The 25,671-nt window shown below is 65.2% G+C and carries 18 protein-coding genes; 10 read left to right on the top strand and 8 right to left on the bottom strand.

Features of this window, described 5'->3' with window-relative positions:
* Together DKM43_RS01015 and DKM43_RS01010 are read right to left on the bottom strand one after the other, a co-directional pair.
* On the bottom strand, positions 1-2,556 hold the full coding sequence (locus tag DKM43_RS01015; RefSeq protein ID WP_161554009.1) for a DUF2309 domain-containing protein: 2,556 nt from the start codon (positions 2,554-2,556) through the stop codon (positions 1-3).
* 59 nt (positions 2,557-2,615) lie between these two features.
* Positions 2,616-4,007: a proton-conducting transporter transmembrane domain-containing protein gene (locus DKM43_RS01010; protein WP_109796623.1), complete on the bottom strand. Its 1,392-nt coding sequence runs from the start codon at positions 4,005-4,007 to the stop codon at positions 2,616-2,618.
* 122 nt (positions 4,008-4,129) lie between these two features.
* On the opposite strand from DKM43_RS01010, the gene DKM43_RS01005 reads away from it, so the two are divergent.
* Both DKM43_RS01005 and DKM43_RS00995 read left to right on the top strand, forming a co-directional pair.
* Positions 4,130-4,996, top strand: coding sequence for a LysR substrate-binding domain-containing protein (locus tag DKM43_RS01005; protein ID WP_109796622.1), 867 nt, complete (start codon positions 4,130-4,132; stop codon positions 4,994-4,996).
* A gap of 897 nt (positions 4,997-5,893) precedes the next feature.
* Positions 5,894-6,802, top strand: coding sequence for a LysR substrate-binding domain-containing protein (locus tag DKM43_RS00995; RefSeq protein WP_236632317.1), 909 nt, complete (start codon positions 5,894-5,896; stop codon positions 6,800-6,802).
* On the opposite strand, the gene DKM43_RS00990 is transcribed toward DKM43_RS00995, so the two are convergent.
* Positions 6,778-8,559, bottom strand: a complete 1,782-nt coding sequence (locus tag DKM43_RS00990) for a cation:proton antiporter domain-containing protein (RefSeq protein ID WP_109797016.1) — start codon at positions 8,557-8,559, stop codon at positions 6,778-6,780. The two genes, DKM43_RS00995 and DKM43_RS00990, sit on opposite strands and share 25 nt — an antisense overlap.
* A 104-nt stretch (positions 8,560-8,663) precedes the next feature.
* Between DKM43_RS00990 and DKM43_RS00985 the strand changes: the two genes are divergently transcribed.
* Together DKM43_RS00985 and DKM43_RS00980 are read left to right on the top strand one after the other, a co-directional pair.
* Positions 8,664-10,130 (top strand): DUF4139 domain-containing protein, encoded by a 1,467-nt coding sequence (locus DKM43_RS00985; protein ID WP_109796619.1) that lies wholly within the window; start codon positions 8,664-8,666, stop codon positions 10,128-10,130.
* Between the two features lie 2 nt (positions 10,131-10,132).
* On the top strand, positions 10,133-11,671 hold the full coding sequence (locus DKM43_RS00980) for a DUF4139 domain-containing protein (protein WP_236632316.1): 1,539 nt from the start codon (positions 10,133-10,135) through the stop codon (positions 11,669-11,671).
* A gap of 18 nt (positions 11,672-11,689) precedes the next feature.
* Here DKM43_RS00980 and DKM43_RS00975 read toward each other — a convergent pair whose 3' ends face one another.
* Together DKM43_RS00975 and DKM43_RS00970 are read right to left on the bottom strand one after the other, a co-directional pair.
* Positions 11,690-12,691, bottom strand: coding sequence for a helix-turn-helix domain-containing protein (locus tag DKM43_RS00975; protein ID WP_109796617.1), 1,002 nt, complete (start codon positions 12,689-12,691; stop codon positions 11,690-11,692).
* A gap of 85 nt (positions 12,692-12,776) precedes the next feature.
* Positions 12,777-14,066 carry an adenylosuccinate synthase gene (locus DKM43_RS00970; protein WP_109796616.1) on the bottom strand — a complete coding sequence of 430 codons (1,290 nt, stop codon included), beginning with the start codon at positions 14,064-14,066 and terminating at the stop codon, positions 12,777-12,779.
* Between the two features lie 339 nt (positions 14,067-14,405).
* On the opposite strand from DKM43_RS00970, the gene DKM43_RS00965 reads away from it, so the two are divergent.
* Entirely contained in the window at positions 14,406-15,755 is a 1,350-nt protein-coding gene (locus DKM43_RS00965; protein WP_109796615.1) for an aromatic ring-hydroxylating oxygenase subunit alpha, read from the top strand.
* Between the two features lie 41 nt (positions 15,756-15,796).
* Here DKM43_RS00965 and DKM43_RS00960 read toward each other — a convergent pair whose 3' ends face one another.
* A complete protein-coding gene (locus DKM43_RS00960; protein WP_109796614.1) occupies positions 15,797-17,125 on the bottom strand; it encodes an ATP-binding protein in 1,329 nt (442 codons plus the stop codon).
* A gap of 3 nt (positions 17,126-17,128) precedes the next feature.
* Positions 17,129-17,812, bottom strand: coding sequence for a winged helix-turn-helix domain-containing protein (locus tag DKM43_RS00955; protein WP_236632315.1), 684 nt, complete (start codon positions 17,810-17,812; stop codon positions 17,129-17,131).
* A gap of 78 nt (positions 17,813-17,890) precedes the next feature.
* On the opposite strand from DKM43_RS00955, the gene DKM43_RS00950 reads away from it, so the two are divergent.
* The 4 genes from DKM43_RS00950 (at position 17,891) to DKM43_RS00935 (ending at position 24,107) form a co-directional block, all read left to right on the top strand.
* Positions 17,891-19,003 carry an efflux RND transporter periplasmic adaptor subunit gene (locus tag DKM43_RS00950; protein WP_109796613.1) on the top strand — a complete coding sequence of 371 codons (1,113 nt, stop codon included), beginning with the start codon at positions 17,891-17,893 and terminating at the stop codon, positions 19,001-19,003.
* Between the two features lies 1 nt (position 19,004).
* Positions 19,005-22,115: an efflux RND transporter permease subunit gene (locus DKM43_RS00945; protein WP_109796612.1), complete on the top strand. Its 3,111-nt coding sequence runs from the start codon at positions 19,005-19,007 to the stop codon at positions 22,113-22,115.
* A complete protein-coding gene (locus DKM43_RS00940; RefSeq protein WP_109796611.1) occupies positions 22,112-23,347 on the top strand; it encodes a TolC family protein in 1,236 nt (411 codons plus the stop codon). Before DKM43_RS00945 ends, DKM43_RS00940 begins: the two co-directional genes overlap by 4 nt.
* A gap of 67 nt (positions 23,348-23,414) precedes the next feature.
* Entirely contained in the window at positions 23,415-24,107 is a 693-nt protein-coding gene (locus DKM43_RS00935; protein WP_109796610.1) for a VIT1/CCC1 transporter family protein, read from the top strand.
* Positions 24,108-24,185: 78 nt separating this feature from the next.
* On the opposite strand, the gene DKM43_RS00930 is transcribed toward DKM43_RS00935, so the two are convergent.
* On the bottom strand, positions 24,186-24,773 hold the full coding sequence (locus DKM43_RS00930) for a helix-turn-helix transcriptional regulator (RefSeq protein WP_145960451.1): 588 nt from the start codon (positions 24,771-24,773) through the stop codon (positions 24,186-24,188).
* 57 nt (positions 24,774-24,830) lie between these two features.
* Here DKM43_RS00930 and DKM43_RS00925 point away from each other — a divergent pair, with 57 nt between their 5' ends.
* The gene (locus DKM43_RS00925) at positions 24,831-25,598 is read left to right on the top strand and encodes a COG4705 family protein (protein ID WP_109796608.1); all 768 of its coding nucleotides are present in this window, start codon (positions 24,831-24,833) and stop codon (positions 25,596-25,598) included.
* Positions 25,599-25,671: the final 73 nt, after the last annotated feature.

Below are 25,671 nucleotides of genomic sequence, written 5' to 3'. Positions count from 1 at the left end.
TCAGCAGGGGCGGGCAGTCCATTCGCCGCGCACCCAGTGGTGGGCCTTGTGCTTCCACGGGTCGATCACGATCAGGTTGATCCACCCGTTCTCCACGAGACGGCCAACCGCATCGTGGCGCAGGACGATATCCTGAACCCGCTGCAGGGGCGCCTCGATGATGACCGCAAGACGGCGCGGCGTGTGATAGGGCACGCCATCATCCCGGAACAGCGACTGGCGTGGCAGACCGACGCACAGATCACCGCCGCTGCCCTGCACCACGCCAAAGCCGCCAACGACATTCTGCGTGGTCTTGTCGCCCGCGCCGAACACCTCGTTGTCAATGGTCGAAAACAGATACTGGCAGTTGATCCATTGCGCCACGATCATTGGCGCGGTCATGATGCCCGTCAGCGCGCTGCCGTCCTCGTCCTTCTTCCAGTCATAGCTGTGCAGAAACGCCTGCCCGCCGAGGTCGATCTCGCTGGTAAGCGCGCGCGGTCCGACGACGAAGGCGGCATTGCCCGAAAGCCCCCACTCCGGCCGCACTTCGGCCCAGTGCGCAGCGCCGGTGAGGAGGTCATCGGCGCTGCGCCCAAGCCTTGCGGCGCGCTCCTTGCGCGCGATCTGACCGGCGCGCTCCAGCGCTTCTTCCAGCCGGGCAAGATCGGCGGCATGGCTTGCCGGAACGAGGTGCCGGTCGAAGATCTCGACCGCATCGCGCGTGGTATCGTGCTGGGCGGCAAGGAACCACGTATCGGCAGGCAGCGGAACACCCTGCTGCGCCAGACCATCCCGCACCGCCGGGTCATTGAGAATGGAGGCCATCAGCCGGGCGTTCGGGCCGCCGGGGTGGCCGCCGCAGGCGCCGCAATCGAGGCTGGCCGCGAAGGCATTGTTGGTGGTGCATCCCCCATGGCCGACCAGCGCCACCAGCCGCCCGGTTTCCGGCGAAAGCCCGGTGAGCGTGAACATGCCGCGCGCATAGGCGATGCGCTGGTCGAGCGGAATGGCAGAGCCGCCATCGGCATGGGCGGAATGATCGTGGTCATTGCAGGCAACCGGCGCCAGCACCTGCTTGCGCGCACCGACAAGGCGCTGGTGCAGCGCGTCGGTCAGCCGGGGGGCAAGCGTGCGTGCCAGCATGGCAACGGCAGCGAGAGGCCCGGCGGCCTCTGCCGTGGCAAAGCCGGTTGCACCGCCCTTGGTGGCATCAAGCATGGCCTGCGCATCCAACAGCGCTGCCTGCCGCGCCAGCACCGCATCGGCTTCGGCCTCGCGGCCCTTGGCCGGGCGTTCGGTGACTACGTGGGCCGGCGAGAGCAGCACCGGCAACTGGTTGCGCTGCGGTGCCGAGCAGGCCGGATCGAGCGCAATCGGCAGCCCGAAGAACCCCGCATAACCGAAAGTCTCGATGCGGCCCTGCCGTTCCAGCGCCCGGCGCATAGGTTCCGACCTGACATCGATGCAGAACACGAGCTGGGCATCGGGCCGAAGGGCCGATTGTGGCGCGGTGAGGCGGGCCGATGCGCCTTCAAGCTGCGGCGCAAGCGCAGACAGGAAGCTGGCTTCGGCTGCTTCCTGAAAGATCAGGCCCAGCCGGGCGTCATCCAGGGCGGCAATCTGGCGCAGCTTGGCCTGTGCCTTTGCATCCCACGTTCTGGTCGCATCGGCAGGCAGGCCGAAGTGCGCAAGGAGCGCGGCCTCTAAGGCAGCAGGATCGGTCTGCGGCGTCTCCACCGCCTTGGGGCCAGTGCGGACAGCCCCTTCGACCAGCGCCACCAGCGCCATGAGTTCGGTCATGCTGGCGGGCGCGCCAAGGCTTGCTTCCGGCCCGGCATGATCCTCGCGCCAGCGCAGGTGCGAGGCCCAGCCGGGAAGAGCGGCTGCTAGCCGCCGCAGCCAGGCAAGCCGCGCATCGGGGCCCACGCCATCGCGCTGCGCGGCAAGCAGCAGCATCTCGACAGGATCGGAAGGCGCCTTTGCCAGCCATGCCGCGCCAGTGCCATCAGCCAGCTTCTGCATTGCCGGATCGAACCGCAGAACCTGCGAAAGGCATGCGTAAAGGCCGCGCTCGCGTCCGGGCACCTGAAGCGTGGCCTTGCGATCGAAGAAGGCGGCCAGCCAGCGCGCCAGCACGGCAAGGCCGGGAGAAAGCTCGCGCCGCACGGCCGGTGTGTCGTCTGCCGGCAGTTCGGTAAGGCGCGCGACAAGCAGGTTGTAGGCATTGAGGTCTGGCCCCAGCGAGGCGAATGCCTCATCCAGCCCGCCCAGCGCATCGACCACGGCCTTGCGCATGGCGACATAGTCGATCCGTCCCTCGTTCATCAGTTGCCGCCACTGCACCAGCGACAGCGATGCGCGGGCGCCGAACAGCGCGGCCGCCTGCGGCACGGCATCTTCGAAGGCGAGATCCTCGAAGCCAGAGAGCGGGTTTACGGCAATGGCGCTGTTCAGCGGCCAGAGCGGTGCCACGGTCTGCGCGGCAAGCGCGATTTGGGCAGTGAGTGCGGCGCGTTCATCGGCAAGGCTGGCGGGGATCTGCGCGACAAGGTTTCCGGTGGCAATATTCATGGCATGGATCCTTGGGAAAATGGGCGGTGCAGGGCAGTGCGGGGGAAGGCAGGGACCAGTCAGGGCGCGGGATGGCCTGCATGGAAGAGCCGGGCAAAGAGCGCAGGCGGCAGGGTCAGCTCGCCGCTGGCAATGCCCTGCTGCCAGACCCATCCGGCAAGCAGGAGCGAAAGCAGGCCGAACTGGGCGTAGTCGGGGATCAGAGGGATGGCGGCATTGGCCTGATAGGCTGACACCAGGGCGAGCGCGGCGATGTTGAACCCGATCAACAGGAACGGGGCGGCGAAGACCAGCAGGCCAAGCGGACCGCGACGCGCGCCCTTCAGCGCCACGCCAAGCGCGGCCAGCATGGCGGCAAACGCGAGGCCCAGCGGGAGAATGGCGGCATTCCGGTCTGCCTGCATCAGGGCGAGGGCGGCGATGATCGTCATCAGCGCAACCAGCGCGGGCCAGGGCTTGGCAAGCATCTTGGCCGCATTGTTGCCGGAGGTGGCAGCGGGCACGATGGTGCCAGCCGAACCCAGAAACAGCCATGCCTTGAAAACCCCGTGGGCAACCATGTGCCAGAGTGCGGCAGCATAGGCGCCAAGGCCCACCGTAAGCAGCATGAACCCCATCTGGGCAACCGTGGAGGCAGCAAGCGAGCCCTTCACGTCAACCCGCACCAGCATGATGGCGCTGCCGAACAGTGCCGCGACGACGCCCACGGTGAAGAGCATGGCGCGCGCGATCGGAGCGGCTTCGAGCACTGGCGCAAGGCTGATGAGGAGGAAGCCGCCGGCATTGACGAAACCAGCATGGAGCAGGGCGGAAACCGGCGTGGGTGCCGCGAGCGAGCGCATGAGCCAGGCTGAGAAAGGGGGCAGGGCGCAGCGCGCCATGGCGGCGATGACCAGCAGCACCGCTGCCGCAGTCATCATCGTCGGGTCGAGCGTGGGCGCCGCAGCGGTGATGGCTGCAAGGTTGCTGCTTCCGGCCCCGACCGCAAGCAGGAGCGCAGCCGCCACGAGGGCAAGATCGCCCGCCGCGAAGGAGAGATTGGCCCGGCGGGCAGCCAGACGGGCTTCGCGCCAGTCACCGACATGGCCGATCAGTCCGGCCATCAGTCGTCCGCCCACGATCCATGCGGCAACGAGCAGCAGGATGTCGGCAGCCAGCGCCATCAGGATCGTGGCAATGGCAAGGCCGAGTGCGAGACGCGTGAACGAGCGCGCGCGCGGATCGGCGCGGAGCTGACGGCGGGAAAAGACCAGAACGACGCCGGTGACCAGCACGCTGAGGCTGCTCAGCGCTGCGCCGGGAGCGGAAACGACTGCATGGCCCGTGGCGATTGCGCCAGCCAGCAGGAGGCCAAGGGCGGCTACCGGCAAATCGGCGGCGGAAAGCACGGGGCGGGCAGGCTGGTGCGGCATCGGTGCGGCAAGGCCCGCAGAGATCGTCAACTGGTTCATGGTTGCACCTTCGTGTCCGTTAGGGGGTGAGATTGACTGTGCAGGTGCAGCAGGAAGTCTGATAATGGAAACGAATTATTCAAATATTGAAGATTGACATTTGAAATGATAGACGGTGCCGCATGGCCCTGCGCAATCTCGACATCGACCTGCTTCGCTGCTTCGTGACGATTGCCGATACCGGCAGCTTCACCCGCGCCGGAGAGCGGCTGGGGCGCACCCAGTCTGCCATATCCTTGCAGTTGAAAAGGCTGGAAGAACAGCTTTCGCGCACGCTGTTTGAACGCAGTCCCCGCAAGCTTGTCATCACGCCGGACGGTGAACGTCTGATCGGTCCTGCCCGCCAGATTCTGCGGTTGCACGATGCCACCGTGGCGGAAATGTTCGAACCGGAGATTGCCGGATCGGTGCGCATCGGGGTGCCGGAGGATTTCGCAACCGCACATTTGCCCTCGGTGCTTTCAGCCTTCACCGAGGCGCACCCGCTGGTGGAACTGGAAGTGACCTGCGATCTCACGCTCAACCTTGTCGAGCGGTTTCATGCCGGCCACTTCGATCTGGTGCTGGTGAAGCGTCAGCCAACGCAGGACCGGCAGGAAGGCGTGCGCGTCTGGCGCGAGCCACTCGTCTGGGTGGCGCGCGACCGTCAATCCGCCGCCGATTTCCTGCGGGTGCCGTTGGTCGTTTCGCCCGAACCGTGCGTCTATCGCAAACGTGCGACCGAAGCACTCGATGCAATCGGCAGGCCGTGGCGCGTCGCCTATACCTCCACCAGTCTTGCCGGGAGCCTTTCGGCCGTGCGGGCAGGGCTTGGCATCACCGTTCTGCCGCTGGAGATGGTGCCGGCCAGTCTGGCAGCCGTGGGCGAGGATGCTGGCCTTCCGCCCCTTTACGATACGGAGATTGCGCTGATCGAGGCGCCGGGTCTTTCAGACACCGCGCACCTTCTGGCGCAGCACATCATCGCTGCGCTGGAACGGGGAGCGTGATCGCACCGCCGGGCTGTCCCATTCGGGCAAGCGGCAGGGGCTTCACGCAGCGAAGGGCATCTTCCACCGGGTTGGCACAGCGCGAATGCTGCACGCGCAAGGCCCGCAAGTGCTGTCCGGGCATTGCAGCCGTCTCTTCGCCTTCAGCCGAGATGCGCCAGCGGGACTGTTCGTCGGCACGGTTGGCGCAGACGGTCACGGCCCCGGAGGGAGTGCAGCCTGCGCGGTTGCGGCTGCGCTGGTGGTGAAGGGTGCGGGCGGTTTCCGTCCGGGATGTTTCAGGGGGGAGTCGAAAGGCATGGTGCGGGTCGGATCCGGGGGCTGAGCCAGCAAAAGTCAGGGCGGCCGAGGCAAGGATCATCATCATCGCACATTGCCTTTCACGCAGTGCCCGGCGGCCTTGCGGACCGTGGGCGTTGCCGGAGCGACAGGATGGCCGCCCCGGATGCGCGCAGTTGCCCGGCGGGGCAATCGCGCTTGCCGATTAGTCTGGCGGCGCGCCGGGCCGTGGCTTGCCGGAGCCGGGGTCAGGCTATCCGGCCGCCATTCCATCAAGGCCGCGCACCGCCAGTGCCCCACGGCCAGCAGCCTTTGCCCATGCGCAAACAGGCGGCTGTGTGGCCATGGCGTGCCGCAGACCCGTGGGAAGGGGTGGGGTATGGCCTGCGGCGCGTTTGAAACCGGGGTGGGGGCGGCGCTGAATGGCGGGTCGCCGCCCCCTTGCAAGGTCAGAAGGTCTGGTCGGGCAGCGCCCTTAAGGGGGGTCGCCAAGGGGACTGCTGGAGATCGACCATTTCGGGGCATCCTCTTTGTTCCTTGCTCCACCCTGATGACGCAGCCTTTCCATTGCGTCCAATCGAAAGAACGGTGATAATTTGATAGATTTCTTCTATCGAGGTGCCTGTGCCCACGGTCCGCCAGCTTGAGTATTTCCTGGCCGTTGCCGAACTGCGTCATTTCGGCCGGGCGGCCCATTCCTGCAACGTTTCGCAACCAACGCTGAGCCATCAGTTACGTGCGCTTGAGCAGCGTCTTGGCACGATTCTCATCGACCGGGCGGCGCAAAGCGTGGAATTGACCCCCGTGGGACGCGAAATTGCCGAGCGCGCCAAGCGCGTGATGCTGGAGATTCGCGATATCCGGGCGGTGGCGGCCCGTTCGCGAAAGCAATTGTCGGGAATCGTCCGATTCGGCGTGACGCCCACGCTTGGCCCTTATCTCATGCCCGCGATCATCGGGGCGCTGCACGCCGAGCAGCCCGATCTGCGTCTTTACATCCGTGATGGCATCCCGGCCGAACAGGCGCGCGATCTGGTTTCAGGAAGGCTCGACATGATGGTCGGCCCGGCGCCCGTGATCGGAGAGGATCTGGAAGTCCTGCCCCTATTTTCCGAGCCGATGAGCGTGGTTGCCCCGCGCCAGCACAGGCTGGCCGATGTGTGCCGCATCGACCGGCGGGATCTGGCCGGAGAACGCTTTCTCACGCTCGACCAGCGGCATCACTATCACCAGCTCGTCCAGTCCGTCTGTGCCGAACTGGGGGCGGAAATGCTGCTCGATTACGAAGGGACCAGCCTTGACAGCATCCATCAGATGGTGGGCAGCGGAGTAGGTCTGGCGATTCTGCCGGAACTCTATCTGCGCTCCGAAGTGGGCGGCGATGCCCTCGTCGTGCGCCTGCCGATCGACAACTGGCGATGCTCCCGCGATGTCGTGGCGGCATGGCGCGCCAAATCGGCCAGCGCCGATGATTACCGCGCACTTGCCTTGTGCATCCGCGATCAGGCGCTGTCGCTGCTCGCCTGATCGGCAGGTCCGCCCGCAAGCTGGGGCTTCGTGATGATCCGGTCGCGGGCGGCGCGGATATCGCCTGCCTCGAATTGCAGCGCCAGTCGTTCCCGGTCGTTCGCGCGGAACGCATCTTCCGCGCGGCTGATGGCTTCGGCCGAAAGACCGGCATCGGCCAGCGCAAGCTTTGCCATCTTTACCGCCGATTCCATCACCTCGCGAACGACGGCGTTTACGGGTGCATCGCGCAACTGGATCAGGGAGCGGCGGTCGAAGGCGCGCACGTAAAGCGCCGCGCGCGGGAAAGCCGCGTGCACTGCTGCCACGAGATCGGGCGAAACCTGATCCCTGTCCATGCAGAACAGGATCATTTCGGCCTCGGCAGCGCCTGCCTGCCGCAACACGTCAAGCCGGGTTCCGTCTCCGAAATAGACCTTGGCCCCGAAACTTGCCGCAACGTCGATCATCTCGATGTCGGTGTCGATCATCGTCACCGGGATATTGCTGGCGAGCAGCATCTGCGTCACGCCCTGTCCGAACCGGCCGAAACCGACGACAAGCGCGTTTGCGCCATCGGGCTGGGGGCCATCGCGCTCGCCTTTCGGGCTGTCGGCCTCGCGCCGGAACCGGGCGGTTGCCATCATCAGGAACGGTGTCGTCGCCATTGAAAGTGTGACCACCGCGCCGAACAGGCTTGCGGCTTCGGGTGCGATCAGCAGCGCGTTCTGGGCCTGCGCGAAAAGCACGAAGCCGAACTCGCCCCCCTGGCTGAGCAGCAGACCGAGCGCGAGCGCTCCGCGCCACGCCATGCCGAATGCGCGGCCGATGGCGAAGATGACACCGGCCTTCACCGCGATCAGCGCCAGCGCCATGCCGGCAACGAACAGGGGCCGTTCGGCGATGGCATGAAGGTTCAGCATCATGCCCACGGCAAGGAAGAACAGGCCGAGCAGGACCGAACGGAATGGCTCGACATCGGCTTCAAGTTCGTGCCGATAGGGGCTGTCGGCCAGCATAACGCCTGCCACGAATGCGCCGAGCGCGGTGGAAAGGCCCAGCAGTTCCATGACGGCCGCCGCCGCCATGACCGTGAACAGCGCGGCGGCAACGAACATCTCGCGCTCGCCCATGTTGCCGATCAGGCGGAACATCGGGCGGATGACGAAACGGCCGGCCGCAACCAGTCCGATCAGCGCTCCGGCGGTGTAGAGTGCCAGCAGCCACCCCGGCGGTCCGCCCGCATCGGCCGGGTTGCGGCTCATCGCGCTGATGATGGTGATGAGCGGGATTATCGAGAGATCCTGAAACAGCAGGATGGCAAAGGCGCGTTCGCCGAAGGGGGTGCGCAGGCGGCCGGAGGATTGCAGCATCGGCAGAACCTGCGCGGTTGACGAAAGCGCCAGCGGCAGGCCCAGCGCCAGCGCCGCGCCCCAGCTGAAGCCGGTGGTAAGGCCGATGACGCCTGCCACCGCCAGCCCGCACAAGGCGACCTGCAAGAGGCCCAGGCCGAAGATGTCGCGTTTCATGCGCCAAAGTCGCGCCGGGTTGAGTTCAAGGCCGACAAGAAAGAGCAGCAGCGTGATGCCCAGTTCGGCAATGCCCAGCTTGGCTTCCGGATCGCCCACCAGCCCAAGCGCCTGCGGGCCGACGACGGCGCCCGCCACAAGGTATCCCAGCGTTGCGCCCAATCCCAGCTTGCGGAACAGCAGCACGAACGCGAGCGCGAAGCCCAGAAGGATGAACCCGTCGCGCAACAGGGAGGAATGTTCGGCCATCATCCCTGTTTAGCCCGGCGGCATTTTGCCGCAACCGCCGTTCAGCTTGCGTTGATCTGCACTTGCCGAAAGACTAGCCTCGATGTTCTGAAATGGAGGGGTGAATGCGCAAGGTTCTGTTACTGGGGGCAGCTTTTCCTGTCGCGGCGTTTGCCCAGTCGGTTCAGTCGGCGCAGGGCGATGTATCGCTGACGATCTACAACAACGATCTCGCGCTGGTGCAGGATGTGCGCCAGATGAACCTGCCGCAGGGACGCACCCGGCAGGAGTTCCCCGACGTTTCCGCCGCGATCCGGCCCGAAACGGTCACGCTCAACGCTGGCGGAACCGGAATTGTCGAACAGAACTTCGACTATGATCTGCTGACCCCCGGCAAGCTGATGGACAAGGCCGTGGGGCAGACCGTGACGCTGGTCCGCACCAATCCCGCAACCGGTGCCGAAACCCGCGAAAGCGCCACGATCCTTGCCAACAACGATGGCACCATCGTGCGCGTGGGGGACCGGATCGAAGTGCTGAACACCTATGGTTCGCGGGTGATCTTTCCCAGCCTGCCCGCCGGTCTTCGCGCCCGGCCGACTCTTTCCGTGACGCTTGACACCAGCACTGCGGGCACGCGGCCGGTTTCGCTCAGCTATCTCTCGCGCGGGTTCGGCTGGAAGGCGGATTACGTGGCCCTGTTCGACGAGGCAGCAGGCAAGATCGATGTTCAAGGCTGGATCACGCTGACCAACAACAGCGGCACCACATTCGACAAGGCGAAAGTGCTGCTGGTGGCAGGGGCGGTCGGCAGTGCCAACGGGGGATATGATTCCTACCGGCCCCAGCGCGCGGTCATACCCGGCAACCGCCCCGGCACGCAAAGCGCGAACCGCGAAAGTCTGGGTGATTTCTATGTCTATCCCATCGCCGGACGCACCACCGTGGCCAATGCCCAGCAAAAGCAGGTGAGCTTTCTGGATGTGGCTGGAGCGCCTGCCACCAAGGCATACCTCTATCGCAACAACTGGCTGGCCAACCAGTCTCAGGCGCAAAGTGCCGACACGGTGCTGCGCTTTTCCACCACGCGCGAGGCAGGCCTGGGCGATGCGCTTCCGGCCGGAACGGTGCGCGTTTACATGCGCGATGCACGAGGGCAGCCGCAGTTCATCGGCGAGAACGGCATTGGCCACACTCCCATGGGATCAAGCCTTGCGCTCAAGACGGGCGAGGCTTTCGACGTAAAGGTGCAGCCAACGCTTGAAAAGCGCGAACGCATCGACAGCGGCGAATGGGAGCGCACCGCGCGCTACCGCGTCACCACGCCGGGCAAGGCGCCAGCCGAAGTGACAGTGGATCAGGAAAAGGTCTTCTGGCGCACGATGATGGCCTACAAGGTGACGAACGCCAAGGCGACGCCGGTAACGGTCGAGGTGGTGCAGGCCGGTCTGGATAACTGGTGGCATGACACCCGCGTGCCGAGCGAGAGCATCAAGGGCGAGCAGCTTTCGGCGGACGAGCGGATCTGGCGAGTGCCTGTGCCCGCCAATGGCGAGACTGTCCTCACCGTCCAGTTCGACACGCGGTATTGACCATGGCCCTGCGCCGGGCGCTGTTGCCAGCATTGTTCTTCGTGCTCTCGCCGTCGGCTCTTGCCGAGACGGTGGTCACGTCCGCCGCGCCTGCCAGCGTTTCGGTAAGCGTATATCGCGCGCCTGACCGGGCCAGCGACAGGGCAATGGACCTCGACTGGCTCGAAGGCTATGCCCTTGTCACCGAACGCCGCGAGGTGGAAATCCCGGCGGGCAAGGCCACGATCCGGTTTGAAGGCGTGGCGGCAGGGTTGTTCCCGGAAAGCGCGATCATCACCGGCCTGCCATCCGGCGTGCGCGAGAAGAACCTTGATGCCGATCTGCTCAGCCCCCGCAGCCTTTATGCGCGCATGTTCGGGCGGCCGGTGATCGTGCGGCGCACGCTGCCTGGCAGGGGCGGCGTGCGCGAGGAGCGTGCGATCATCCGTTCTGGCCCCGATGGGGCCGCGATCCTGCAAACCGCCACAGGGTTCGAAGTGGCAAGCTGCGGCGGCCTGAGCGATGAATTGCTCTATTCCGAACGGCCTGTCGATCTTTCTGCACGGCCGACGCTCTCGATCGAGACCGAGAGCGTGGCGGCGCAGCGCGTCACGCTTTCGCTTTCCTATCTGGCCTGGGGTTTCGATTGGCAATCAAACTATGTGGTCCAAATGAATCCCGATGGCCGCACCGCTGATCTTGCGGCATGGGTGACGCTGGCAAGCAGCGATTCCACCAGCTTTGCCAATGCCGATGCTGCCGTGATCGCGGGCAAGGTGAACCGGGAGGATGCGCCGCGCGGAGCGGTTCCGACCGGGGGTGATCTGGTGCTGGAATGCGGCTTGCAGCAGATGGCGCCAGTCTATGATGCGGTGCCCGCGCCGCCTCCGCCACCCGTTGCCATGGCTGCGCCCATGATGGAAATGGCCGAGGTCGTCGTTACGGGAATGCGGGCCAAGGGCATGGATGCGCCGGTGACGGTGCAGCAGGAAGGGCTGGGCGATCTCAAGCTCTATCGCGTGCCGGTGCCCGTCACGGTTTCGGCCCGCGCACAGAAGCAGGTGGCGCTGGCCGAAAAGCCCGGCGTGAAGATGGAAGCGCTCTACCGGGCCGAAGTGTGGGGCGATCAGGTGCAGTCGGTGCGCCAGATGCTGCGCACGCGCAACCGGAGGGAGGATGGTCTGGGGCTGGCCCTGCCGGGCGGGCCGGTGGCGGTGTTCGAGCCTTTCGGCCAGACCATGTTGCTTGTGGGCGAAGGCGGGCTTGAGGACCGTGCGGTGGGCGAAGACGTGGAAATCCTGCTGGACGAGGCAACACAGGTGACGGCTGATGCCACCCTGCTGAACCGGCAGGGCCGCACCGCCACGATCCGGCTGACGGCCCGGAATGCGCGGCAGGTGCCAGTGCGGTTCGAGGCACGGATCGAACGCCAGCCCGGTGCGGCGCTGCGTGCGCAAGGCGCAAGGCTGACGCGCAAGGACGGGCGCGACATCTGGGCAACCACGATCCCCGCAGGTGAGGAGCGCACGCTGGTTTACAGCCTGACCGACCCCGCGCAGTAGCTTGCAATGCGGGCCTGATCAGGTCACGCAAGGATCGCTGGCCAGTTCGCCGAAATAGCGGGCCATGGCATCGGCGGCCTTATCGGAAAGGGTGATGAAGGCGCGGCGGCGGTCGGCGGTGTCTTCGGCACGGCACAGGAGGCCCGCCTTCGTCATCTGGCTGATCCAGCGCAGCGCGGTTGTGGGCGGAACGCCCGATGCGATGCACAGCGACGTGACCGAAACGCGGGTGTGTTCGGCACGCGCGGCGGCAAGATCAAGCAGCATGTCCCAAGCCGGATCGGCAAACAGCTCCCCTTCGAAGAAGCGCGAACGCATCTGCCGCATGCGGATGATCTTGCGCACAAGGCGCGGATCGGGAAGTGAGGGCCGCTGCTGGCGCACGAGCCGCTGCGTGGCGCCATCCTCTGCGCCCGGACGATCGAAGGCAAAGACGGAAAGATCGCCGGGCTGCGTGGGCGCAAGCGGCGCGCCCGAAAGCACTTCAAGCCTGTGCGCGATTTCAGAAACCTGCTGGGTCAGCCGCAAGAGGGACATGCGATCACTTTCGGAAAGCTCGCGCACGCGCGATCCGCCCTGCGTGGCGATCTGGCCCAGCAGATGGCCGAGCGCCACGACCCTGTCCGCACGGCTGGGACTGACAAGAATCTGCGCGGCGGACTGATCGAGGCAGCCGAACACATCATCAAGCGCACCCATGCTGGTGGAAACCACAAGATGCGCCTGCGTGCGCGCTGCCTGCTGATCCAGCCGGGCAAGAGCGGCAAGCTCCGCCCCTTCGGGCACCGGACAATCGACAAGAACAAGATCTCCAAGCGCGCCATCAGGCTCCTTGGCGGCAAGGATTGCCAGATCGGCGCTGCGGGCCACGCGCAAGCCTGCCGCGGCGGCATCTTCTGCCATTTCGCTGCGCAGCCATGCCCGATCGGCAAAGATCGAGACCGCCAGAGGAGCGCACGGCCGCAGCAGGGCAACATCCGCTTCCGGTGAAAGATCGAACCGCGCCAGCCCCTGAGCCATGATCCTGTCCCTAAGCAATTCCACTTATGTGAACATGTGTGGAACAAAAAAGGATCAGGTCAAGCCCATTTTCTGCGATTTTGGATCAATCGATGAAGGGATCACGCACCAGAATGGTATCCTCGCGTTCGGGCGAGGTGCTGACGAGCGCCACCGGGGTTTCGATAAGTTCCTGCACGCGCTGGATATACTTGATCGCCTGCGCGGGCAGATCAGCCCACGAACGTGCCCCTGCGGTGGTGCCGCTCCAGCCGTCCATCTCTTCATAGATCGGCTCAACCTGGGCCTGATCGGCGGCGTGGCTTGGGAAATAGTCCAGCACCTTGCCGCGCAGGCGATAGCCGGTGCAGATCTTCACCTTCTCAAACCCGTCGAGCACATCGAGCTTGGTCAGCGCGATGCCGGTTACGCCGGAGATGGCGCAGGACTGGCGCACCAGCACGGCATCGAACCAGCCGCAGCGCCGCTTGCGCCCCGTAACCGTGCCGAACTCGTGCCCGCGTTCGCCCAGACGCTGGCCGATCTCGTCTTCAAGCTCGGTCGGGAAGGGGCCTGAGCCGACGCGGGTCGTATAGGCCTTGACGATGCCGAGCACGAAACCGGTGGAATTGGGGCCAAGCCCTGATCCCGATGCGGCCGTGCCCGATACCGTGTTCGACGAGGTGACGAAGGGGTAGGTGCCGTGATCGACATCGAGCAGGACGCCCTGCGCCCCTTCGAACAGGATGCGCGCGCCAGCCTTGCGCACCTTCTTCAGGCGTTTCCACACAGGCTGCGCGAATTGCAGCACGAACGGGGCGATTTCCTTGAGCTGCGCGATCAGCGCGACGCGATCGACCGGCGGCTGGCCGAAGCCGGCGCGCAGCGCATCGTGATGGGCGCAGAGCCGGTCAAGCTGCGAATCCAGCGAATCAAGGTGTGCCAGATCGCAGACGCGGATGGCGCGGCGACCGACCTTGTCTTCATAGGCGGGGCCGATGCCGCGCCCGGTGGTGCCGATCTTGCCCGCTCCGGCGGCCTGCTCGCGCAGCCCGTCAAGATCGCGGTGCAGGGGCAGGATCAGGGGGCAATTGTCGGCAATGGCGAAGTTTTCGGGATTGATCTCCACGCCCTGGCCGGTCAGCTTCTCGATTTCGGCCTTGAGCGCCCAGGGATCGAGCACCACGCCATTGCCGATGATCGAGAGGGTGCCGGTGACGATCCCCGAAGGCAGCAGCGAGAGCTTGTAGGTCTGATCGCCCACCACCAGCGTGTGTCCGGCATTGTGCCCGCCCTGAAAGCGCACCACGGCATCGGCACGGCTGGCCAGCCAGTCGACGATCTTGCCCTTGCCTTCATCGCCCCACTGGGCGCCGATCACGGTTACATTGGCCATGGATACACTCCTCCACCCTGCCAGGGTGGATCCAGAAACGCCCTTCGACAGGACTCGGCGTATTGGACGGGATGATGGGAGCCAGGCGCTCCCGATTTCGGTGGGCGCCCTAGTGGCGGATGGCCGGTCAAGTCAAGGCGAAACAAGCCGGGGTGAAAGCCGCCGCGCTGGTGCGCCGGGCATTTCCGCCGGTAGCGCGTGATGCCAAGCGGCGCGATCTTTCCTGCCGTTTTGTGCAGTTAGCGATGCTGCGGGCACGGGTTAGGCTTCGGCAAGAAGTGCAACCCGCGATACGCGGACCGGGACCGAACGGTTCCGACGACCGGAGAGGATTATGCCATGAGCCTGCGAGGACATGTTCCGCCGCCGATGGACGGGCGCGACCCGTCGCACCTGCGCGGCGATGCGATCACGGGGGATCGCTACTATTCGGCCGAGTTCGCGCAGAAGGAATGGGACCATATGTGGACGCGCATCTGGCACATTGCCGGACGCACCGCCGAAATCCCTGAACCGGGCGATTTCCTTGTCCACAACTTCATGAAGGAATCGGTCATTGCGGTCCGGCAGGATGATGGCTCGATCCGCGCGTTCTACAATTCCTGCGGCCATCGCGGAATGCGCATGGTGCATTGCTCCAGTTCGGTCGAGGCGTTTCATTGCCCCTATCATGGCTGGAAGTGGGGGATCGATGGCGTGCTGAAGCACGCGCAGGATGCCGATGTCGATTTCAGCAGAGGCAACCCCTGCGGCAAGTTGAAACTGAAGGAACTGCGCTGCGATACCTGGGGTGGTTTCGTCTGGTATTCCATGTCCGACGACAGCCCGTCGCTGCATGATTTCCTTGAGCCGATGCCCGAACTTTACCGCAACTACCCGATGGAAACGGCGGTGCGCGTGGCGTGGTATCGGATCGAACTGAACGCCAACTGGAAGTTTGTGACCGACAACTTTTCGGAAAGCTACCACACCCGCACCGCGCATCCGCAGGTGCCGCCGTGGATCGATCAGGATGTCGATTCCGCCCGGCACGAAATGTGGCCCAAGGGCCATGGCCGCACGGTGCAGCCGATGCGCCCCTCGCTCACGGACCGGCCCGAAGGGGGCGGCAATGCCATGTTCGAGGCAGAACTGGCCAAGTGGGACATCGATCCCGCCCGCTATGCCACCTATGAAGAGTTTGCCATGCAGGGCTGGCGCGATCTCAAGGCGGCCAAACGGAAGCTGTGGCGCGAGAAGGGCTATCTCCATTACGAACACATGGACGAGGAGGAAATCACCGACAGCCCGCACACGGTGATGTTCCCCAACGTGACGATCAGCTTCCTGCCCGACAACCTGATCCTGTTCCGCAGCGAACCGCATCCCACGGACCCGGAGAAGTGTTATTTCGATCTGTGGTGCATGGCCTTCCCGGTGGAAGGCAAGGCCGAGGTGGAATCGATCATGGCTGGCATCCGTCCCCTGAGGGAAGCACCCGAATGCGAACACCGCGTGTTCGATGGCGGGCGCGGCGTGCCGGAACTGGCCGGGCAGATCGTCTATCAGGACATGGAGCTGGCCGAAGCGATGCAGGCCGGTATGCATTCTCGCGGCTACGGCGATGCCTATCTTTCAGATCAGGAAACCCGCATCCGCTTCTTCCACGAAGTGCTGAACGACTGGATCGAAGGGCGGCAAGGACGGTAGGGGCGGGAGCGAAGGAAAGGGCGGCAGACGAGCCGATGCCATCAGGGGAGCAGCAGCACCAGACAGGCGCCGCTCCCCGCAGCGGCCGAACCGATCTGCACATCGCCGCCATAATCGCGGGCAATTGCGCGGGAGATGGCCAGCCCCAGGCCCGATCCGCCGTTCCCGTCCGAGCCGGTGTGTCCCACGCCGAAAACCGCTTCGTGGTTTTCGGGCGCAAGGCCGGGGCCGTCATCCTCGATCAAAAGGCGCTCACCCGATCCGCCTTGCGCAAAGGTGATGCGCACTTCGCTGGCTGCCCATTTCCCGGCATTGTCAAGCAGGTTGGAAAGGATCTCGCTGAGGTCATCCTCGTCCATGGCCAAGGTTGCATCCGCCGAATGCGCGGCAACGAAGCGCTTGCCGGGATGGCACCTGCGCATGGCATCAAGCAGCGGCGGCAGAACTTCGGCAAGCCTCGCCTGAGGGCGCATTCCCGCCTTCGATCCGCCTGAACGGACACGTGCCAGATGATAGTCGATCTGGCGTTGCATCCGCCCGGACTGGTCGAGAAATACCTTCGCCGCATCGCTTTGCCCGCGTTCGAGCAGCCGTTCGGCTTCGTCGGTGATGACCGCCAGCGGCGTGCGCAGCGAATGGGCAAGCGAACTGGCCTCCACCCGTCCGCGTTCGACGATTTCGGCATTGCGATCGATGTAGGCGTTGAGATCGGAAACGACCGCCTCGATCTCGTCAGGATAGCGCCCGTCGATCCGGCGCCGTTCGCCCTTGCGCAGGGCATCGATGGCGCGCGAAAGCTGGTTGAAGGGGCGCAGTCCGAAAGTGATGATGGCAAGGCCGCTGGCCAGCAGCGCCAGCGCCAGCAGGGCGAGCCACACGGTCAACTCGCGGGTGAAGGCGCTGATGATGCGTTGCAGGTGACGTTCATCGGTGGCGATCACGAAGTGCAGCGGCGGGCCGCCGGGCGCCTCGCGGATAAAGCCATAGACGATCGCCGGCCCGGTTGGTCCGTTGGCTACGCGGTGCAGGATGCTGGGCGAGTGGGCGATATCGTAATCCAGTTCGCCCCGCGTCATCGATGGTGATTTGAGGGTGCCGAAGCCGGGCCGGGTGATCTGCCAGTAGAATCCCGAAAGCGGTTCGGCATAGCGCGGATCGGACAGCGGCCGGGCAAGGTGCGGCCGTCCCTGCGCATCAAGCGATGTCAGCCCGCCAAGTTCGCGGACGTGGACTTCCAGTTCCTCGTGATACTGCGATTCAACATGACCGGTGAACAGCCGGACCGAGGAATACCAGATGCCGCCAATGCCAACCATGACCCACAGCAGGATTGCCAGCAGGAACCTTCCGCGAAGCGAGCCAAGCCGCACCAGTCAAACCTCCAGCCGATAACCAAGCCCGCGAACGGTGCGGATGGCATCGCGCCCGATCTTGCGGCGCAGGCGGCTGATGTGCGCTTCCACGGCGTTGCGGTCGCGTTCGGCTTCCAGCGCATAGAGCTGTTCAAGGATCGCATCCTGCGAGATGATGTGGCCGGGACGCCGCAGGAACAGGTGGAGCAGGGCAAACTCCTTGCGGCTGAGATCGAGCGGCATGCCCCCCAGCGTCGCGCTGCGCGCCACCGGATCGAGCGCGATGCTGCCAGCGCGCACGATGCTCTCGCTTTGCCCCCGTCCCCTGCGCCACAGGGCGTGGAGCCGGGCCATCAGTTCCTCGAATCGCACCGGCTTCACCAGAAAATCGTCGGCCCCGCTGTTCAGGCCTTCAACCTTGTCGCGCCAGTTGCCCCTTGCGGTGAGGATGAGCACGGGCACGGTTTCGGCCTGCGCGCGCCAGAAGCGCAAGAGATCAAGCCCGTCTCCATCGGGCAGGCCGAGGTCGAGGATGACGGCCGCGATCTCGGCCAGATCGGGCCAGTCGCGCGCCGCTTCGGCGCTGCGAACCCAGTCAACCGCCATGCCCGCCGTGGCAAGACGCTCCGACAGGCGTCGGCCCAGTTCGGCATCGTCTTCCACAAGGAGCAGTCGCATGAGGTTCAGGTTCTCGTCCAACGGCATTGGAGATGCCGCATCAATCTGACGCCACCCTGACAGATTGTCAGGCTTGTGTCAGCTTCGCCTGCAAAGTGCGGTGTCATGGAACGCAATACGATCATCGGGGGTGCGGCCTTGGCCGCCGTTGTGCTGGGCGGATTGGGCTGGTGGGCCATGCAGGGCGGATCAGATGCCCCGCCTGCGCAGGAGGCTGCGCCCAAGGCTGGCAGCGGCGAACTGACGGCGGAACAGGTCAGCCGCATGGGCATCACGACCGCGGTGGCAAGCGAAAGCGATACTGCGCAGCTTGGGGTCGTTCCCGCTGTCGTGACTTTGCCCCCGGAGGCGCGCGTGGCCGTTACCGCCCCCTTCGGCGGCACCGTGACGCGGCTTTTCGTGGTCATGGGGCAGGCGGTGACGAAAGGACAGGCGCTTGCCGTGGTCCGCTCGATCGAGCCGGTGCAGTATGGCGCGGCGATGGCACGCGGCGAAGCGCAACTGGCCGTGGCGCGCGCCAATGCCGAACGCGCCAGCCAGCTTGCCCGCGAAGGCATCATTGCCGGCGCCCGCGCCGACGAGGCTCGCGCGGCCCTGCGCGAAGCCGAGGTGGCGGTTTCGGAGAACCGGCGCATCCTTGCCCAGTCCGGTGCGAGCGCGGGCGGCGAAGTCACCCTGCGTGCGCCCATCACCGGCAAGATCGCAGCGGTCGCGGTGCAGACCGGCGGTCCGGTTGACGGACTGACCGCGCCGTTCGTCATCGAGAATACGGCCAGCTTCATGCTCGATCTCCAGATTCCCGAACGGCTTGCCGGGCAGGTGCGTCCCGGAATGGCCGTTGCGCTTGCCGATGGCGGTTCCGAGGCCGTGGAAGGGCAGATCATTTCGGTCGGAAACTCGATCGATCAGGAAACCCGCGCGCTGGTGGCCAAGGCGCGGATCGGATCATCGCCGCTGCTGGTCAGCGGCAAGGGCGTCTCGGTCATCCTCAAGGGGGCAAGCGCGGTCCGCGCCGTCAGCGTGCCTGCTGCTGCCATCTCGCAGATGGGCGGTAAGGATGTTGTCTTTGTGGCCGCGGCGAAGGGCTTTGTCCGCCGCGAGGTGGTTGTCGCGGGGCGCGGGAGCGAGACGGTGACGCTCGCATCGGGGCTGAAGGCAGGCGAGCGTGTGGCCACCTCCGGCCTCGCCGAACTCAAAGTCCTGCTGGGCGGCGAATAAGATGCTGGCAAGACTCGTAGAGAAGGCGCTGGCAGCGCGCTTTGCCGTGTTGGGGCTGGCGCTCGCTCTGGCGGCGTGGGGCGGCTGGTCGTTCATGAACCTCCCGATCGACGCTTTCCCCGATATCAGTTCGACCCAGGTCAAGATCATCCTCAAGGCGCCGGGGATGACCCCGGAAGAGGTCGAGAGCCGGGTCATCACGCCGATCGAGATGGAAATGCTCGGCATTCCGAACCAGACCAACCTGCGTTCGGTGGCCAAATACGCGATTGCCGACATTACCATCGATTTCAAGGACGGCACCGACATCTACTGGGCGCGCAGCCAGGTGGCTGAAAGGCTTTCCAACGTTACCGGCGATCTTCCGGCTACGGTGGATGGCGGCATGGCGCCCATTTCCACGCCGCTTTCGGACATGATCATGTTCACGCTGGAAGGCCCGCAGAGCCTTTCGGAAAAGCGCCGCGTGCTTGACTGGATCGTGCGTCCCGCCTTGCGCACCGTGCCGGGCGTGGCTGACGTCAACGCACTGGGCGGCTTTGCCGAAACCTTCGAAGTTCGCCCCGACACGGCCGCGCTTGCCGCCGCCGGGCTGACGGTGGAAGACCTGCGCACCGCCATCGAAAGCAGCAACCGCAATGACGGTGCGGGCCGCCTCAAGCAGGGTGAGGAAGCGCTGATCGTGCGTGCCGTCGGCGCGATCCGCACACTGGATGATCTCTCCTCGGTTGTCGTCCGCTCGCAGAAGGGCGCCGTCCTGCGTGTGGGTGATGTGGCCAGCGTCGGCATGGGCAGCCTCACCCGCTATGGTGCAGTGTCGAAGAACGGCAAGGGCGAAGCGGTGCAGGGCCTTGTCATCGCGCTGCGCGGCGCGGACGCATCGAAAGTGGTGGATGGCGTCAAGGCGCGGCTTGAGGAAATCAAGCCCAGCCTGCCTGCGGGCATGAGCGTGGACATCTTCTATGATCGCACCGATCTGATCGAAAGCGCGGTCGGCACGGTGGAGAAGGCGCTGATCGAGGCCACGATCCTCGTGGTCGTGCTGCTGCTGCTGTTTCTGGGAGACGTGCGCGCTTCGGTGATCGTGGCGGTTGCCTTGCCGATGGCGGCGCTGCTCACCTTCATTTTCATGCGTTCCATCGGGCTTACCGCCAACCTGATGAGCCTTGGCGGACTGGCCATTGCAGTGGGCATTCTTGTCGATGGCGCGGTGGTGGTGGTGGAAAACGTGGTGGAGCGGCTTTCCGATCCGAAACACCGCTCCAGCGGAAAACTGCACGCGGTATTCATTGCGGCCTCGGAAGTGGCGGTCCCGGTGGCTTCGGGCCTGCTTATCATCGCGCTGGTGTTCATGCCGCTCCTCACGCTGGAAGGGCTTGAGGGCAAGCTGTTCTCGCCAGTTGCGCTGACCATCGTGCTCGCGCTGCTCTCGGCGCTGGTGCTTTCGCTCACGCTCGTGCCGGTGCTGGCCTTCTTCGTGCTGCGCCAGCACGAGGCGCATGGCGAACCCTGGCTGATGCGCCAAGTGGCACCGCGCCATGCCCGCGCGCTGGAATGGGCCTTTGCCAACCGCCGCACGGTAAGCCTGATCGCGGGCGGCTCGCTGCTGCTTGCGGGCGTTGCCTACACCGCTACCGGCAAGACCTTCCTGCCGACCATGGACGAAGGCGCAACGCTCGTTCAGCTTACCAAGCTGCCCAGCGTGAACCTTGAACACAGCGTGGCGGGCGACATGCGCGTGCAGCGCCTGCTGATGGAGAAGGTGCCCGAAATTACCGACGTGATTGCCCGCGTGGGCAGTGACGAACTGGGGCTTGATCCGATGAGCCTCAACGAGACCGACAGCTTCGTGCGTCTGAAGCCGCGCAACGAGTGGCGCAAGCAGGACAAGGACTGGCTGGTCGAACAGATCCGCGAGGCGCTGCATGCCATTCCCGGCATCGAGCCGAGCTTCACCCAGCCCATTGAAATGCGCGTTTCCGAAATGCTGACGGGCGCGCGCGGCGATCTGGCGATCAAGCTCTTCGGCCCCGATCTTGGCGAACTTTCGCGCCTTGCCGGGCAGATCCAGCAGCGGCTCGAAAAGATCAGGGGCACCAGCGAGGCAATCACGGTTGCCAATGACAGCGTGGACTATCTGGAGATCGACATCGACCGCGTAGCCGCAGGCCGGGCAGGGATGCCGGTTGACATGCTTCAGGACATGATGCGCGCCAACGTGGAAGGCGTTCGCGCCGGCGTTGTGGCAGAAGGCGTGCGCCGCGTGCCGGTGGTGATCCGTGGCAACGGCGGCGAGGGGATGGCGCCCGAAGCCTTTGCCGATCAGGTCTATCGCAGCCCTTCGGGCCAGCTTGTGCGGGCCAGCGATGTGGCGCGCGTCAACCGCGTGGAAGGCCCGGTCAAGGTCGAGCACGAGAACGGTTCGCGTTTTGCCATGGTTCAGGCCTTCGTTTCGGGGCGCGATCTGGTGGGCTATGTGGAAGAGGCCAAGGCCGACATTGCCGCTAATGTGAAGCTGCCGCAGGGCTACCGCATCGTTTGGGGCGGACAGTTCGAGAACCAGCAGCGCGCTTCGGCAAGGCTGATGATCGTGCTGCCCTTTGCGGTACTGCTTATCTTTGTTGTGCTTTACCTTACGCTGCGCTCGGTGCGGGCATCGGTGCTGATCCTTGTCAACATTCCCTTCGCAGCAGTTGGCGGCATGATCGCGCTGGCGGTTTCGGGGGAATATCTCTCGGTTCCGGCATCGGTCGGGTTCATCGCGCTGCTCGGCATCGCCGTGCTCAACGGCCTTGTCATGGTCAGCTACTTCCGACAGCTCCGGCAGAACGGCATGCCGCTGGGCGAAGCGGTGCGGGTTGGCGCGGCGCGGCGGCTGCGGCCGGTGCTGATGACCGCGAGCATTGCCGCATTCGGCCTTGTGCCGCTGCTCTTCGCCACGGGGCCGGGTTCGGAAATCCAGAAGCCGCTGGCCATCGTCGTCATCGGCGGGCTGGTCACGGCAACGCTGCTGACGCTGATCCTGCTGCCCATTCTGTACGAACGCTTTGGTGAAAGCGCCGAGGAGCGCGAGGCTGGCGACCGGCTCCATCCGGCAGGAGGTGCAGCATGATCCGTCGGCTTCCGCTTCTTGCGTTGCTGCTGGGAACGGTGGCAGCCCCGCTTGCCGCGCAGAATGCGCTGCCCCCCGAAGCTGCTGTCATCGAGGCAATCGACCAGCAACCCTCGGTGCTTGCTGCCGATGCCCGGCTTGAGGCCGCGCGCGCCGAAGCGCGCACGCTGCGGGGAAGTGCATCCAGTTTCAACTTTCAGGGCACCCATTCGCGGCGCTGGGCGCAAGGGCTGGGGCAGAACGCCATGGCAGAGTTCGACGTGCAGATCACTCGCCCGGTGCGTCTGCCCGGCAAGGGCAGGCTTGACCGTGATGCCGGCGAACTGGGCATCACGTCTGCCGAAAACCGGGCCGAAGATGCCCGTCATCAGGCAGCCACCTTGCTCAATGATCTGTGGTGGGACTGGCTGGGCGCCAGCGCCGAAGCGCGAGTCGATGCGCAGAGCGTGGCCAATTACGAGGCGTCGCTGGCCGCGATCCGCCGCCGTGTGAGCCTGCGCGACATGGCCACGCTCGATGCGGACCAGACCGAGGCCGCGCTGGGCGAAGCGCGCACTCAGGCCGCTCAGTCGCAGGGGCGGGCGGAACTGGCGCGCTCGCGCCTCGCAACCCGGTTTCCTACGCTTCCCTTGCCTGCCGAAGCTCCCGACGCGCCGGTGCCGCAGCTTCCGGCAGAAGCGCTCGACGCGCTTGCCGCGCAGGTGATCGAGCGCAGCCACGAGATTGCCGCGGCCAATGCCGATGCGGAACGCGCGGCCGTCATGGCCGAACGCGCCCGCAAGGACCGACTGGCCGATCCCAGCCTTGGCGTGCGCCTGTTCAGCGAGTTCGGCGGGCTTGAGCGCGGCGCCGGTCTGGTGATTTCTATGCCGTTCGGCGGAACCGGTCGCCGCGCCGAGGCTGATCGCATGGCATCCGAAGGTCAGGCCGCCGATGCGGAACGCGCGGCAGTGCGGATCGACGTGCAGGAAATCGCCATGCGCGACGTGACGCGCGCCAGATCGGCGATGCAGACATGGCAGATGGCGCGCGATGCGCTCAATGCCCAGGTTGCTGCCCTCGCCAAGACCCGGCGCGGGCATCAGCTTGGCGCGATCGACCTTGCCGATGTGCTTCAGGCCGAACGTCTGGCCCATGCAGCCTTCCGCGCCGAGGCGATGGCACGGGCAGAGGCGCACCGGGCCATCAACTGCCTGCTGATCGACAGCCACAACCTGTGGATTGCTGACTAGCAGGGACGATCGTGGGGCTGCAAAGGCGCGGATTGCGCGCCAGCCCTTATGTCTCTAGGCTCGGCGCATGAAGCCTCATCGCGAACTCCATCTCGTATCCCGGATCGGCTGGCTTCGCGCTGCCGTGCTGGGGGCAAATGATGGCATCGTCTCAACCGCCAGCCTCATCATCGGGGTCGCCGCCTCCGGGGCCAATCGTCAGGCGCTTCTGGTGGCGGGCGTTGCCGGTCTGGTTGCCGGCGCGATGTCGATGGCGGCGGGCGAATACGTTTCGGTCAGTTCGCAAGCAGATACCGAGCGCGCGGATCTTGAAAGGGAGCGCGCCGAACTTGCCACAAGCCCCGATCTTGAACATGCCGAACTGGCGGACATTTACGTCGAGCGGGGCGTTGATCCCGAAACGGCGGCAAAGGTCGCCACGCAGATGATGGCGCACGATGCCCTTGGCGCCCATGCGCGCGACGAATTGCACATTACCGAAACGACTGCCGCCCGGCCGGTTGTCGCAGCTTTCGCCTCGGCAGGAACCTTTACCGCAGGGGCTTTTCTGCCCCTGCTGCTGGCGGCCCTGCTGCCGATGGCATGGATGGTTCCGGGCGAAGCGGCTGGTTCCATCCTGTTCCTTGCCGTGCTTGGCGCAGTAGGGGCGAAGGCTGGCGGAGCAGCGCTGCTGCGGCCGGTGATGCGCGTGGTCTTCTGGGGGGCGCTGGCCATGGCGCTCACCGCCCTCATCGGACGGCTTTTCGGCACCGTTGTCTAGGGGGAAACGGATCGAGGCAGCCGCAAGATGGACCGTTCCGGCAAAGCAGACCGCGGTTGAACCACCCGATGCGGGCATTCATTGCCCGGCAGGCACGCCGCCCAGAAGATCATCGAGAAAGCTGGCCACCAGCATTGACTGGCTGCTGACCTGTGCCTTGGCATAGACCTGGCTGAGCTGCGAACGGACAGTTCCGGTGGCTGCCTTTCTGATCTTCGCGATCTCGGCGATCTGGAAGCCCTTGATGGCCAGCATGGCCACCTCGGCCTCGGAAACGGACAGGCCCCATTCGGCAAATTTCATGCTGACATGGGCACCAAGCGCTCCGCGGGCCACACTCAGGGCGTCATCCTTTCGCCTGATATCTTTAGCGAGCCGCTTGCTGTGCCGTATGCCCAGCACGATGCCGGCAACAAGGCCCATCGTGACAAGCCCCTCGACGACAAGTTCCGCCCCCACCGGGGTCCGGCCCAGTTCGACGTAGTCGCTGAAAATGTCGAAGCCGAAGAACAGGGCCGCGATCGATTGAAGGCCGATGACTGCCCGCGAGATCAGCATCTCGCGTCTGTCTGCCGCGGCGCCAGTGAGCCGAGAGAAGTGATGTCCGAACATGCCGCTATCGCTGATCCCGATCGATTTGAGCACCTGCTTATGGGGTAAGCGCATGGCCGACGCTAGGTCTCGATCCGCAAACCCGCCTGAACGCAAAGGAAGGACAAGGCGATGACGGACGAGACTTCGGAGATTTTGAGCAAGGTGCCTGCGGCGACCGCGGGCTTCTGGGTGGTGAAGATCCTCGCAACGACACTGGGCGAGGTCGGCGGCAACCTCATCAGCATGGATATGAACCTTGGCTATTTGACGGCAACCGCGATCCTTTTCGGCCTGTTCGCGGCACTGGCCGTGATCCAGACAGCGGCGCGGCGGTTCCACCCGGCGCTTTACTGGTCAACAATCGTCGCCTCGACCACGGCGGGAACAACGCTGGCCGATTACTGCACCCGCTCGCTCGGAATTGGCTACACCGGAGGCTCGTTGCTGCTGCTCGGCCTCGTGCTGGCCTCGCTCGTCTCGTGGAAGCTGGCGCTTGGCCGCGTGGCGGCAGACCAGATTGCCGAACGCCGGGTGGAAGCCTTCTACTGGATCACCATCACCTTTTCCCAGACGCTGGGAACTGCGCTGGGTGACTGGTTCGCGGACACGGCGGGCTTCGGCTATGGCAGCTCGGCGCTTATCTTCGGCGCGGCGCTCGCGGTCCTGCTTTTCCTGCATTACCGGCGCGCGGTCAGCGGCGTGATCCTGTTCTGGGCGGCCTTCATCCTCACCCGCCCGCTTGGCGCGGTTGTCGGCAACTTCTTCGACAAGGCGGGCGACCACGGCGGGCTTGCCATCAGCCGTCCGCTGATCGTTGCCGTCATTGGCGGGCTGATGATCCTTGCCCTGGGCCTGCTGCCGCAGCGTGCGGGGCATCACGGGTCCTCTGCCGCCTGATCCCGGCAGGACAGGAATTGTGGTCTGATGGCCTCTCCAGGCCGAACCTCGCGCGATGAGGTTCGGCCGGGGA

The sequence above is a fragment of the Novosphingobium meiothermophilum genome (assembly GCF_003171715.1).
In the GTDB taxonomy this organism is placed as follows: Bacteria; Pseudomonadota; Alphaproteobacteria; order Sphingomonadales; family Sphingomonadaceae; genus Novosphingobium; species Novosphingobium meiothermophilum.
The sequence above is the reverse complement of the archived record's forward strand: the minus strand, read 5'-3'. Positions and strand labels throughout refer to the sequence as shown.